The organism is Stenotrophomonas sp. YJH_SMC_110 (assembly GCF_059369255.1).
On the sequence record NZ_JCAFSM010000001.1, the window covers coordinates 730,301 to 743,078 of the forward strand.

General features: G+C 67.1%; 12 protein-coding genes. 6 read left to right on the forward strand and 6 right to left on the reverse strand.

All coding sequences use genetic code 11. The features are described 5' to 3' along the window. Nucleotides 1-125: 125 nt before the first annotated feature. Nucleotides 126-668, forward strand: a complete 543-nt coding sequence (locus tag AC5P6H_RS03275) for a hypothetical protein (protein ID WP_046432894.1) — start codon at nucleotides 126-128, stop codon at nucleotides 666-668. Nucleotides 669-752: 84 nt separating this feature from the next. Here the strand turns inward: AC5P6H_RS03275 and hmgA are convergent, their stop codons facing one another. Then, nucleotides 753-2,051 carry a homogentisate 1,2-dioxygenase gene (gene hmgA, locus AC5P6H_RS03280; protein WP_495202306.1) on the reverse strand — a complete coding sequence of 433 codons (1,299 nt, stop codon included), beginning with the start codon at nucleotides 2,049-2,051 and terminating at the stop codon, nucleotides 753-755. An 85-nt stretch (nucleotides 2,052-2,136) separates the two neighbouring features. Next, nucleotides 2,137-3,249 (reverse strand): 4-hydroxyphenylpyruvate dioxygenase, encoded by a 1,113-nt coding sequence (hppD, locus tag AC5P6H_RS03285; RefSeq protein WP_014648684.1) that lies wholly within the window; start codon nucleotides 3,247-3,249, stop codon nucleotides 2,137-2,139. Nucleotides 3,250-3,378: 129 nt separating this feature from the next. On the opposite strand from hppD, the gene AC5P6H_RS03290 reads away from it, so the two are divergent. Continuing rightward, entirely contained in the window at nucleotides 3,379-3,873 is a 495-nt protein-coding gene (locus tag AC5P6H_RS03290) for a MarR family winged helix-turn-helix transcriptional regulator (RefSeq protein ID WP_014648685.1), read from the forward strand. 80 nt (nucleotides 3,874-3,953) lie between these two features. On the opposite strand, the gene AC5P6H_RS03295 is transcribed toward AC5P6H_RS03290, so the two are convergent. From AC5P6H_RS03295 to AC5P6H_RS03310, 4 genes are all read right to left on the reverse strand, one after another. Continuing rightward, nucleotides 3,954-5,093 (reverse strand): hypothetical protein, encoded by a 1,140-nt coding sequence (locus AC5P6H_RS03295; protein ID WP_014648686.1) that lies wholly within the window; start codon nucleotides 5,091-5,093, stop codon nucleotides 3,954-3,956. A 227-nt stretch (nucleotides 5,094-5,320) separates the two neighbouring features. Further along, the gene (locus tag AC5P6H_RS03300) at nucleotides 5,321-5,926 is read right to left on the reverse strand and encodes a thioredoxin family protein (protein WP_014648687.1); all 606 of its coding nucleotides are present in this window, start codon (nucleotides 5,924-5,926) and stop codon (nucleotides 5,321-5,323) included. Nucleotides 5,927-5,945: 19 nt separating this feature from the next. Then, nucleotides 5,946-7,445 carry a peptide MFS transporter gene (locus AC5P6H_RS03305; protein ID WP_014648688.1) on the reverse strand — a complete coding sequence of 500 codons (1,500 nt, stop codon included), beginning with the start codon at nucleotides 7,443-7,445 and terminating at the stop codon, nucleotides 5,946-5,948. A 181-nt stretch (nucleotides 7,446-7,626) separates the two neighbouring features. Then, the gene (locus AC5P6H_RS03310) at nucleotides 7,627-8,502 is read right to left on the reverse strand and encodes a tryptophan 2,3-dioxygenase (protein ID WP_049415479.1); all 876 of its coding nucleotides are present in this window, start codon (nucleotides 8,500-8,502) and stop codon (nucleotides 7,627-7,629) included. 335 nt (nucleotides 8,503-8,837) lie between these two features. Between AC5P6H_RS03310 and pdhA the strand changes: the two genes are divergently transcribed. Genes pdhA through AC5P6H_RS03330 form a run of 4 tightly spaced genes read left to right on the forward strand, consistent with a single transcriptional unit; the run spans nucleotide 8,838 to nucleotide 12,720 of the window. Beyond that, nucleotides 8,838-9,920: a pyruvate dehydrogenase (acetyl-transferring) E1 component subunit alpha gene (pdhA, locus tag AC5P6H_RS03315; RefSeq protein WP_014648690.1), complete on the forward strand. Its 1,083-nt coding sequence runs from the start codon at nucleotides 8,838-8,840 to the stop codon at nucleotides 9,918-9,920. Next, nucleotides 9,913-10,980, forward strand: a complete 1,068-nt coding sequence (locus AC5P6H_RS03320) for an alpha-ketoacid dehydrogenase subunit beta (RefSeq protein ID WP_005414714.1) — start codon at nucleotides 9,913-9,915, stop codon at nucleotides 10,978-10,980. The genes pdhA and AC5P6H_RS03320 overlap by 8 nt, the downstream gene beginning before the upstream one ends. 1 nt (nucleotide 10,981) lies before the next feature. Then, entirely contained in the window at nucleotides 10,982-11,335 is a 354-nt protein-coding gene (locus AC5P6H_RS03325) for an SH3 domain-containing protein (RefSeq protein WP_012512332.1), read from the forward strand. After that, the gene (locus AC5P6H_RS03330) at nucleotides 11,332-12,720 is read left to right on the forward strand and encodes a dihydrolipoamide acetyltransferase family protein (RefSeq protein ID WP_495202307.1); all 1,389 of its coding nucleotides are present in this window, start codon (nucleotides 11,332-11,334) and stop codon (nucleotides 12,718-12,720) included. Before AC5P6H_RS03325 ends, AC5P6H_RS03330 begins: the two co-directional genes overlap by 4 nt. Nucleotides 12,721-12,778 lie beyond the last annotated feature (58 nt).

The following is a 12,778-nucleotide window of genomic DNA, read 5'->3' on the forward strand; positions in this document are numbered from 1 at the left end:
CGGTGCGGTTCCCTGGCACGAAGATGGCTGCACGCTAGCCCATCCCGTGTGCAGGCGCTGCATTGTCATCGCGGTTTCATCGCCTTCGTTCAGGCTCGGCGTGCACCGACTTGGCTGTCCCTTCCATGCAACCGCGCAAGACCGAACTCGCCCGAACCGCGCTGCAGGCCCATCGCGCGCCGCTGGACATGCGCCAGCGCCGGCTGCTGATCCTGTGCGACGGCCAGCGCAGCATCGCCGACCTGACCGGCCTGCTCGGCCAGGACGCGCCCGCCATGGTCATCCAGCTGGTGCAGGCCGGCTACCTGAGCACCGGTACCGGCGCCACAGCCGCACCGCCACCACCCGCAGACGCGGCAGCACCGGCCCCCACCACGCCGGCGGCGGCACCGGCTGCACCCGCAACCGGCAGCGAGCGCCGCCGCTCGCTGGTGGCCGCGCGCATCTATGTACTGGGCATCCTGGAAATGCAGCGCCACCCGCAGGCGGCGGCGCTGTTCCGCGACCTGCAGCAGGCGCGCGCCGAAAGTGAAGTACTGCAGGTGCTGCACTCGGCGATGCAGATGCTGCCCGGGCTGACCTCGGAGGGTTATTGCCAGCGTGTGCGGCAACGCCTGCTGGAAGCGCTGCCGCTGGAGCATTGCGACGCGTTCACCGAGGCCGCCTGAAGAAAAAGGGGACGGAGGGGAGTAAGTCGTTTCAGGCACACGTGTGCTGATTGCGGCTTAATCCCCTCCGTCCCCTTTTTCGGGTCAGCGGTAGTTGTTGCGCAGGCCGTTCCAGCACTGCTGGTAATCGCCCTGGCGATGGCCGGCGGCCAGCGCCTGCGCGGTCGGACGGATCACCGCGCGGGTCTCGAACATGAAGGCCATCGTGTCCTTGATCACATCGGCCTTGGACAGATCGGCATTGGAGGCCTTGTCGAAGGTCGGCGCATCCGGGCCGTGACCGCTCATGCAGTTGTGCAGCGATGCGCCACCCGGCACGAAGCCTTCGGCCTTGGCGTCGTAGGCGCCATGCACCAGGCCCATGAACTCGCTGGCGATGTTGCGGTGGAACCACGGCGGGCGGAATGTGTTCTGCGCCACCAGCCAGCGCGGCGGGAAGATCGCGAAGTCCATGTTGCTGGTGCCGGGTGTGTCGCTGGGCGAATGCAGCACCAGGAAGATCGATGGGTCCGGATGGTCGTAGCTGATCGAACCGATGGTGTTGAAGCGACGCAGGTCGTAGCGGTACGGCGCGTAATTGCCGTGCCAGGCCACCACGTCCAGCGGCGAATGGTCGATCGGCGCGCGCCACAGGCGGCCCTCGAACTTGGCGATCAGTTCGAAATCGCCATCGACATCCTCGAACGCCGCGTGCGGGGTCTCGAAGTCACGCGGGTTGGCCAGGCCGTTGGAACCGATCGGGCCAAGGTCGGGCAGTTTCAGCAGCGCGCCGTAGTTCTCGCAGATGTAACCGCGGCTAGGGCCATCGGGAAGTTCGACACGGAAGCGCACGCCGCGCGGGATCACCGCGATCTGCTGCGGCTCGATCTCGATCACGCCCAGCTCGGTCAGCAGGCGCAGTGCGCCCAGCTGAGGCACGATCAGCAGTTCACCGTCGGCGTCGTAGAAGTAGCGGCCGACCATGTCGCGGTTGGCAGCATAAAGGTGGATGCCCACGCCGGCATGCGCGTCGGGCGAGCCGTTGCCACCCATCGTGTACAGGCCTTCGACAAAGTCGGTCGGCAGCTCCGGCAACGGCAGCGGGCGCCAGCGCAGCTGGTTCGGTGAAGCCGGCTGTGCGCCGAAATCACACTGCAGCTGCGACTGCGCGAACGGAGTGAACTCGCCATGGGTCACCGCCGGGCGGATCCGGTACAGCCAGCTGCGGCGATTGCTGCCGCGCGGCGCGGTGAACGCGGTGCCGGTCAACTGTTCGGCGTACAGGCCGTGGGCCACCTTCTGCGGTGAGTTCTGCCCGACCGGCAGCGCGCCGGCGACGGCCTCGGTGGCGAATTCGTTGCCGAAGCCGGACTGGTAGCCGCGGGCGGTGATGGCGGGGGACATGGGAACTCCAGAGATTGCCGGCCAGCGGCCGGCACTACCATTCGGACAGGCAATGCCGGCGGGACGCCGACATTGCCTGCGGACCTTACAGCACGCCGCGGCGGATCTGGTCGCGCTCGATGCTTTCAAACAGCGCGGTGAAGTTGCCTTCGCCGAAGCCTTCGTTGCCCTTGCGCTGGATGATCTCGAAGAAGATCGGGCCAATGCAGTTCTGGGTGAAGATCTGCAGCAGCTTGCGCTGGTGGGTTTCCGGATCGGCGTCGATCAGGATCTTGTTCCTGGCCAGGCGCGCCACGTCTTCACCGTGGTTCGGCACGCGCTGGTCGATCACGTCGAAATAGGTTTCCGGCGTGTCGAGGAAATCCACGCCCTGCGCGCGCATCGCTTCGACGGTCTCGTAGATGTTCTCGGTGAAGCAGGCGATGTGCTGGATGCCCTCGCCCTTGTACGCGTCCAGGTACTCGTTGATCTGGCTCTTCGGGTCGGACGATTCGTTCAGCGGGATGCGCACGATGCCGTCCGGTGCGGTCATCGCCTTGGACACCAGGCCGGTCTTCAGGCCCTTGATGTCGAAGTAGCGGATCTCGCGGAAGTTGAACAGGCGCTCGTAGTAGTCCGACCACTGCTGCATGTTGCCGAAGTACAGGTTGTGGGTCAGGTGGTCGATGAAGGTCAGGCCGAAGCCGAACGGGTGCAGGTCGGCCCCTGCGATCGGCTCGTAGTCGCCGTCGTAGATGCTGCCGGCGCTGCCATAGCGGTCGACCAGGTACAGCATGCAGTCGCCGATGCCCTTGATGACCGGCGCGCTGACCGCCTTGCTGTCCGGCTTGAAGGCGATGGCTTCGGCGCCGTTGCCCAGCGCGGTCTGGTAGACCTCCTGGCCCGGCTTCTTGAAGCGGATGGCAAAGCCACAGGCGCAGGGGCCATGCTTTTCGGCGAAGTCGGCGGCGAACGAATCGGGGTCTTCGTTGACCAGGAAGTTGACGTCGCCCTGGCGATAGACGGTAATCGGACGCTGCTTGTGCTTGAGCACCGCGCTGAAGCCCATCTTCCGGAAGTACTCGTGCAGCTCCTGGCCACGGCCGGCCGGGGCGGCGAATTCGACGAACTCGAAGCCGTCGATGCCCATCGGGTTCTCGAAGGTGGTGACCTGCATGCCGGGGTTGGGATGCGAGGCGGTCGGGACTGCGGTATTCATGGCGTGGCTCCGAATCGGTACCGCATCGGTACAAACCAGGTGCGGGCAGGTAGGGACCCGGCGAGAATGCAGGGTCTGGACCCACCCCTTATAGTTACACTTGAAACCACCAGCAAGGTGCACCGCAACATGAGCCCCGCCGATCCCGTTTCGACCCGCCTGCGTGCCTCGCACGTCCTGCTCGACCTGGAACAGTTCCTGCCGTACCGGCTGAGCGTGCTGTCCAACCGGGTCAGCGGCAACATCGCCAAGCTGTACGGCGATCGTTACGGTCTGGCGATCCCCGAGTGGCGGGTGATCACCATCCTGGCGCTGTACCCGGGCTCCTCGGCCAGCGAGGTCTCCGACCGCACGGCGATGGACAAGGTGGCGGTCAGCCGCGCCGTGGCCCGCCTGCTGGAGCGCGGCTTCATCAAGCGCGAGACCCACGGCGACGATCGCCGCCGCTCGGTGCTGGCGCTGTCGGCTGCCGGTTTCGAGGTGTACGAGACCATCGCGCCGATGGTGATCGAGATCACCCGCAAGCTGATGTCGGTGCTGAGCGAAGAGGAAGAGCAGGTGCTGGAAAAGCTGATCCTTCGCCTGGCCGGCGAAGGCCTGGAGCGGATGGGCGAAGGCGTCTAGAAGAAAAGGGGACGGAGGGGATTAAGTCGCATCAGGCACGCCTGTGCTGATTGCGGCTTAATCCCCTCCGTCCCCTTTTTTCAGCTGAGGTGCTTGCGGCGTGCGTGGATCCACGGCACGGCCAGTGCTGCGATGGCGCCGCCGGCGAAGCCCAGCGAGGCGGCCACCGTCGCTGCTTCGACCGCCCCCGGAAGCGCCAGCGCCGCCGCCACCAGCAGCAGCGACGGCAGGCCGACGAAGGTGCCCAGGAAGAAGTGCCAGCGCGGTGACCAGGTGTTGAGCTGGAGCAGGCTGACCGGCTGCCAGGCGTCAGAGGCGGCGTCCTCGGCGATCTTCGCCACGGCCTTGGCCAGGTCCACTTCCGGCAGCGCGCGCCCCAGGCGGGCGGTCGCCAGCAGCTCGGCCACCGCTTCCACCGGCGGGAAGCTGGACGGCCACGCAACCGGCGCCGGCACGCCGTAGGCGGTCAGCAGCGGCACGCTCAACCACGGCGCCACCAGCGGGCGCATGCGGCGGCGCCCGTGCACGCACCAGATCTGCGGCTGGCCGTGCGCAGTGACGCTGTACAGCGCCAGTTCGTTGGCCGGCGGATAGCCGAGCATGGTCACCCGCGCGGCCAGGCTGTCCTGGCCCATCGCGCGCAGGAAGCCGGGGCGGCTGCGACCTTCCTGCATCCACGCCAGGCCCAGTGCGCCCACCAGATATGCCTCGGCGACGTCCTTGCTGCCGGCCGTGGCGCGCTCGTCACTGGCCAGATACCACGCCAGTGATTTCGGTTCGGCCACATCGTCCAGGCCCCAGCGGCTGTCGTCACCCAACACATGGCGCACCGGCAGTCGCGCGGGGGCGGTCTCGCCACGCTCGCCGGTCTGCAGGAAGGGCAGCACGCCCTGGATGAAGGTGGACAGCTCGATCGCGCGCGCGCCGTGGCCCTGCCATTCGGGCGGCAGCAGCCCGGCCAGCTGGCCTTCGGCGGCCAGCGCATCAAGCCGGGACTTCTGCTCGACCAGCTTCTGCACCGCCCCCTTCAGCACCACGTTGTCCGGCAGCGCGATCTGCGGCAGGCGATGGCGTGGCGGCGCCAGGTCGACGCTGTCCTCGCCGGTACCGGCGTCATCCAGCAGCGCTTCCTGCGGCGGCAGGGTCACGCCCTCGCCTGCCCCACCCTCGGCCAGGTCGCTGGCGGGTTCGGGCAATCGTTCGGCGTGGTCGCTGTGCATGGGCGTTCCGGAAGGTTGCATCGACGGGATGTCGACTGAGGTCCTTGCCGGTAACGGCGTGCTCACGGTGAAGTTGAGACGCCGATTCAGAGAGTGTGACGGTGCGCGCAGTAGATCCGCGCCAGGCGTGGATGCGCCTCAGTGCCGACCAACGGTCGGCACCCACCGGGGTGGGCGGTCAGCGGTCGGCACCCACCAGAGCATGCCGGCCAGCGGCCGGCACTACCCTATTCCGGTTTGTCAGGCGCCCACTGCTTGAGGAAGGCACTCACCCGCGCAGGCTGGAACGCCTCGCCCCTGCGCAGCTCGCCGGTGGCCTGCGATACCAGCAGGCCGCCATCTGCATCGAGCACGAGCAGGTACGGGTAGTCGCGCGCCATCACCGGGTACTGGGCGAAGAAGGCGGTGTTGGGCTGCTCGTCGCTGGCGTTGACCTTCACCCACACGTAGTGGGCATCGCGGAAGCGACGCAGGTCGCCGTTGCCTTCCACCACGTCGTCCAGCGCCCGGCAGCGCTCACAGGCGGCGTTGCCGACCTCCAGCAGGATCCGCTTCTTGCCACGCTGGGCTTCCACCTTGGCGGTGGCCAGGTCGTCGGCGGGGTTGCGGGCCGGGTCGAACTGCGCGCCGAGCCCGGCGATGGCGGCGATGTCCGCCGCCACCGGGGTGTTGCCCGAGGCCACCGGTTCGCTGGGGTCAGCAACCGGTGGCTCGGTGGGTCGGGTATCCAGGGGCTGCGTGGGCTCGGCGGCGGCAGGCGGTTGCGGTTGCGAACAGGCGCCGATCAGCGCCGCACAGACCACCACCATTGCACCACCGAGCTTGCTGCGCATGCCTTCTACCCTCTCATCATTACTTGACGCCGTGCATCAGCTTGTTGATCAGCGGGGCGATCAGGAACAGCACCACGCCGGAGCCGATCAGGGCCCAGAACCCGAAGGTATACCCCTTCAGGGCCGACTCGACCGTCATGCCGCCTTCACCACTGACCACGCCGGCGAAGATGCCCGACAGGTTGTTGCCGATGCCGGTGGACAGGAACCAGCCACCCATGCCGAAGCCGACCAGGCGCACCGGGGCCAGCTTGGTCACCATCGACAGGCCGATCGGCGACAGGCACAGCTCACCCACCGACTGGATGACGTAGACCATGAACAGGGTCCAGAACGGGATCTTGCCGTCCACGACCATCTGCGACAGGGCGAACATCAGCAGCGCGAAGGCGGCGCCGTTGAACAGCAGGCCCAGGCCGAACTTGCGCGGGATGGACGGATTGGCGCGGCCCATGGCCACCCAGATCCAGGCAATGACCGGGGCCAGGGTGATGATCGCCACCGAGTTGACCGACTGGAACCACGCGGTCGGGAAGGTCCAGTCACCGAACTGGCGGTTGACGATGTTCTCGGCCAGGAAGGTGAACGAGCTGCCGGCCTGTTCGAAGAACATCCAGAACATCACGTTGAAGGCGAAGATGATCAGCATGGCGATCACGCGGTCGCGCTGCACCTTGCCTTCGCGGACGCCCTCGACCAGCAGCAGGATGGCCAGCGCGGTGAACATCGCACCCAGGATCCAGGCCAGCGCGGTGGCGCCGGTAGCCAGCAGGAAGTACGCCACCGGGATGGCGACCACGGCACCGGCCAGCACCATGATGATGCGGCCGAAGCCTTCAGCGCCGGCCGGCGGTGCACCGATGCCCTTCAGGCCGGCGCGACCGATGTAGAACCACACCAGCGAGATCAGCATGCCCACGCCCGAGGCGATGAACACGACCTTGTAGGACGGCATCGCGTCGGTACCGAACACCTTGCGGGCCAGGTACTCGGTCAGCACCGGGGCGATCATCGCGCCGATGTTGATGCCCATGTAGAAGATGGTGAAGCCGGAGTCGCGGCGCTCGTCCTTCAGGCCGTACAGCTTGCCGACCATGGTCGAGATGTTGGGCTTGAACAGGCCGTTGCCTACGATGATCGTGGCCAGGCCAAGCTTGAAGATGTGCTCCTGCGGCAGCGAGATCATGAACAGGCCGGCGGCCATGATGATCGCGCCGGTCAGGATCGAGCGCTGGTAGCCCAGTACCCGGTCGGCCACGTAGCCACCGAAGATCGCCGCGGCGTATACCAGGGCCAGGTAGGCGCCATAGATGCGGCTGGCGTCGCCTTCACCGGCAGCGCTGCCGTTGTAGAACTGGGCGACGATGTACAGCACCAACGCCCAGCGGATGCCGTAGAACGCAAAGCGCTCCCAGAACTCGGTCATGAACAGCATCCACAACGGGCGCGGGTGGCCCAGCGTGGTCTTGAAGTCCGGCAGCGCCGGCTCTGGGGTGTTCGCAGTGGCGTTTACGCTCATGCGGATTTCCTGGTTCGGTGGATGACGAGCACGTCCGCTGTGCAGTTGGAGCAACGCGCGAGGATCACCGACTTCTGCCGTTCACGTCAAATACACGCCGTTTGAGGCAGGTGCCAGCCTGCTCGCTGAACTTGCATCTGAAACGATCCAGCCAATGGCCGGGGTCCAAGCTGAATGGGGGTCAGCCCAGTTCTGCCGGGGGTGCCGCCTGCAGGCTGGTGCGCACCTGGAACAGTTCGGGGAAGAAGGTCAGCTCCAGCGCCTTGGCCAGGAAGCCCACGCCGGACGAGCCGCCGGTGCCGCGCTTGAAGCCGATCACGCGCATCACCGTGCGCATGTGTCGGAATCGCCACAGCTGGAAGGCGGTCTCCAGGTCCACCAGGTCCTCGCACAGCGCGTACTCGCGCCAGTAGCGGTCGGTGTCCTGGTAGATGCGTTCGAAGACCGGCTGCAATGCGTCGTCAGCCACGTGCGGCTGGGTCCAGTCGTGGGCCTCGTAGACCGCCGGCACGGCATGGCCGAAGCGGGCCAGGTACTTCAGGAACTCCTCGTACAGGCTCGGCGCCTCCAGCACGGTGCGCAGCTGCGCCTGCCCGGCCGGGTCGTGCTCGAACACCTGCAGCATCTGCGCGTTCTTGTTGCCCAGCAGGAACTCGATGTAGCGGTACTGCAGCGACTGGAAGCCCGAAGACGGGCCCAGCACGTCGCGGAAACCCATGTATTCGGACGGGGTCAGCGTTTCCAGCACCGACCACTGCTCGGTGAGCTGGCGCAGCACCTGCTTGCTGCGCGCCAGCACCTTGCGGCACTGCCAGACTTCATCGCGCTGCAGGAAGCCGATCGCCGCACGCAGTTCGTGGCCGAGCAGCTTCAGCCACAGCTCCGAGGTCTGGTGCTGGATGATGAAGAGCATCTCGTCGTGGTGCGGCGGGTTGGACAGCGGCTGCTGCGCGCTGAGCAGCTGGTCCAGCCGCAGGTAGCCGCCGTAGGTCAGGCGTCCCTGCAGGTCGGTGTGGATGCCGGCTTCGAGATCGCGTTGGTTGTTGTCGACGGACATGGGCGGGACCAGATCGGGGGCGGCAAGGGTAGCGCGTTGCCGCCGCGCTGGCAGCCGCCGGGTCCATACCGGGGCGTGCGGTGCCCCGTGGAGCATTGGCCGATGCGGGGCCTGCGCGTGGAACCGATCGGGTCGTTGCGCCAGCAGTCAGCCAGAGGCGTATTCTGATGCTTTGCAGCAACGACTGAATACGTTGTTGTTATTGGCCCCCCACCCGCCGGCAGGGGTAAAACAGGGCGTTGCCGTGTTGCGGCGCAGGAAGGCTATTCCGTACGCGTTCCTTAACATGGCGATTCATATCATTTGTAACTTCTCTGTCGAAGGTGCAGTACGCAATGACGGTTGCCGCTGAATTCAAGATCGAATACCTGCAGTACCTGGATACGGACGGCAAACTCGTCCGCGATGACCTGCCCGCGTCGCTGCGCGATCCCAAGGTCCTGGTACCGCTGTTCAAGCAGATGCTGTTCGTACGTACGTTCGACAGCAAATCCATCGCACTGCAGCGCACCGGCAAGCTGGGCACCTATGCCGCCTGCCTGGGCCACGAAGCCGCGCACGTGGGTATCGGCGCGGCGATGCAGAAGGACGACGTGTTCGCGCCTTCGTACCGCGAGTATGGCGCGATGTTCATGCGTGGCGTGCGCCCGCACGACGTGCTGATGTACTGGGGCGGCGACGAACGCGGCAACGATTACGGCGGCAACGCGGCCAAGGACTTCCCGTTCTGCGTGCCGATCTCCACCCAGTGCCTGCATGCCGCAGGCGCCGCGCTGAAGTTCAAGCTCAACAAGGAACCGCAGATCGCCGTGGCGGTGTGCGGCGACGGCGGCAGCTCCAAGACCGACTTCTACGCGGCACTGAATTCGGCCGGCGCCTACAAGCTCCCGCTGATCCTGTGCATCGTCAACAACGGCTGGGCCATCTCGGTCCCGCGTTCGGCCCAGACCGGTGCCGAAACGCTGGCGCAGAAGGGCCTGGCTGGCGGCCTGCACTGCCTGCAGGTGGACGGCAACGACCTGATCGCGGTGCTGGCTGCCATGGAGCAGGCGCGCGAACGTGCGCTGGCCGGCGACGGTGGCACCGTGCTGGAACTGATGACTTACCGCCTGTCCGACCACACCACCGCCGATGACGCGCGCCGCTACCGCGACGATGCTGAAGTGAAGGATGCCTGGCAGCGCGAGCCGATGCTGCGCCTGCGCAAGTACCTGATCAACGCCGGTGTGTGGAGCGAGGATGAGGAAAGCGCCTGGGTCGCCGAGTGCGGCAAGCGCGTGGACGAGGAAGTGAACCTGTACCTCAACACGCCGGTGCAGCCGGTCGAGGCGATGTTCGACTTCCTGTATGCCGATCCGCCGCCGGACCTGCTGGCCCAGCGTGCCCAGGCGATCGCCCTGGAGAAGCGCCATGGATGAGATCAAGAACGGCGCGCCCGGCGCGCACACCAACGCCGCCGACAGCGCTGCGGTCGCGCGCGGAGAAGAGAGCATGACCACCACCCCGATCACCCTCATCGAAGCCATCACCCAGGCGCTGGCCTGGGAGCTGGAACACGACCCGTCGGTGCTGGTGCTGGGCGAGGACGTGGGCGTCAACGGCGGCGTGTTCCGCGCCACCGCCGGGCTGCAGCAGCGCTTCGGCTCGGACCGCATCCTCGATACCCCGCTGGACGAAACCACCATCGCCGGCCTGACCATCGGCCTGGCCGCACAGGGCATGAAGCCGGTGGCCGAAGCCCAGTTCGACGGCTTCATGTACCCGATGGTCGACCATATCGTCTGCCACGCGGCACGCCTGCGTTACCGCACGCGTGGCCGCCTGCACTGCCCGATGGTGCTGCGCGTGCCGTGGGGCGGTGGCATCCGCGCGCCGGAACACCACAGCGAAGCCAACGAGGCGATCTTCACCAACGTGCCGGGCCTGCGCGTGGTGCTGCCGTCGTCGCCGCAGCGTGCCTATGGCCTGCTGCTGGCCGCGATCCGCGAGCCGGATCCGGTGATCTACATGGAGCCCAAGCGCATCTACCGCCAGTACAAGGAAGTGGTCGTCAACGACGGCGAAGCCTTGCCGCTGGACGTCTGCTTCGTGCTGCGCGACGGCACCGACGTGACCCTGGTGACCTGGGGCGCGCAGGTGAAGGAAGCGCTGGAAGCGGCGGACAAGCTGGCCGGCGAAGGCATCAGTGCCGAAGTCATCGACGTGGCCACGCTGCGTCCGCTGGACTTCGCCACCATCGCCGAATCGGTGGCCAAGACCGGCCGCTGCGTGATCGTGCAGGAGGCCCCGAAGACCGCGGGCTTCGGCGCCGAGATCGCCGCGCGCCTGGCCGAGGAATCGATCTACGACCTGCTGGCACCGGTCGAGCGCGTCACTGGCTACGACACCCACATTCCGCTGTTCCGCCTGGAAATGAAGTACCTGCCGAGCGTTGAGCGGATCGTGGCTGCGGCCAAGCGCGCGGTGGCGGCCGGCTGACATGCGGGCCCGCCTTCTGGGGGCTTACCGCAGCCAGTATCCCAACCCGCTCCGGTTCCGCACCGGCCAGATCGTCGAAGTAGGTGTCCGTGACGAGGAATGGCCGGCGTTTGCCTGGGTACGCACCAACGATGGGCGCGCTGGATGGGCGCCCATCGCTTGGTTGCAGCTGCTGGACGAGGGTCGCGCCGAAGCACTGTGCGACTACGACGCCCGCGAGCTGGATGTGGAAAGCGGCGAGATGGTGAAGCTTCATCACGAACACGGCGGGTGGTGGTGGTCCGAGCGCGCCAATGGCGCGACGGGCTGGCTGCCGGCCCGCGAACTGGAACTGCTGGAAGAGAACTGCAAATGAGCCAGACCAAGAACTTCAACCTGCCCGACCTGGGCGAAGGCCTGCCGGACGCGACCATCGTCGAGTGGTTCGTCAAGGAAGGCGATGTGATCAAGCTGGACGAGCCGCTGGTGTCGATGGAGACCGCCAAGGCCGTGGTGGAAGTGCCCTCGCCGTTCTCCGGCAAGGTGCTGAAGCTGTCCGGCGGCGCCGGCGACATCATCCCGACCGGCTCGGTGCTGGCCAGCTTCGAACTGGACCCGAACCTGCCGCAGCGAGCCGATGGCCAGGACACCGGCCACAGCCATGGCCACGCTGCACCGGCGGCCGCACCGACCCCGCCGCCGCTGCCGGCTGCGGCCGCTCCGGTTGCCGCCGAGGAGGCCAAGCCCGCCGCGGCCGAGCGCGATGACGCCGGTACCGTGGTCGGCGCGATGCAGAGCTCCAATGCCGTGCATGCCGAACAGGCGCTGGCCGTCGGTGGCGTCAAGGCCGTGCCGGCCGTGCGTGCGATGGCGCGCAAGCTGGGCGTGGACCTGAGCCGCGTGGCCGCTACCGGCACCGATGGCGCGGTGACCATGGCCGACGTCAAGCAGGCTGCCGCCAGCGGCAGCGCCAAGCTCGGCGCTGCTCCGGCACCGGTTGCCGCTGCTGCCTATGCCGCGCCGGCCCCGGCGCAGGTGTCTGCCCCGGTGCAGAGCGAAGCCCGCACCCCGCTGTCCGCCGCCGGCAAGCCGATGCGTACCCAGCCGCCGGGCGTGGTCGCCAAGGGCCAGCCGGAACCGCTGAAGGGCGTGCGCCGCAACATGGCACGCGTGATGGCCGATGCGCACAGCAAGGTCGTGCCGACCACGCTGAACGACGACGCCGACATCCACGCCTGGCTGCCGGGCAACGACGTCACCGCGCGCCTGGTGCGTTCGATCGTGGTCGCCGCGCAGAAGGTGCCGGCGATGAACGCCTGGTTCGACGGTGAAGCGCTGACCCGTACCCTGCACGCGCAGGTGGACATCGGCATCGCCGTGGACACCGACGACGGCCTGTTCGTGCCGGCCCTGCGCAACGCCGACATGCTCGACGCACGCGGCATCCGCGAAGGCGTCAACCGCCTGCGCGAGCAGGTGGAATCGCGTTCGATCGCGGCGTCGGAACTGAGTGGCTACACCATCTCGCTGTCCAACTTCGGCATGTTCGCCGGCCGCTACGCGACCCCGGTCGTGGTGCCGCCGTGCGTGGCCATCGTCGGTGCCGGCCGAGCCCGCCACCAGATGACCCCGGTGATGGGCGGCGTGGAAGCGCACAAGGTGATCCCGCTGTCGGTCACCTTCGACCACCGCGCAGCCACGGGTGGTGAAGCCGCCCGCTTCCTGCGCGCGATGATGGACGACCTGGCACTGGCCAGCTGATCGGCCACCTGACCGGTGGGTGCCAACCGTTGGTTGGCACATGACTTGGAGAGAACGC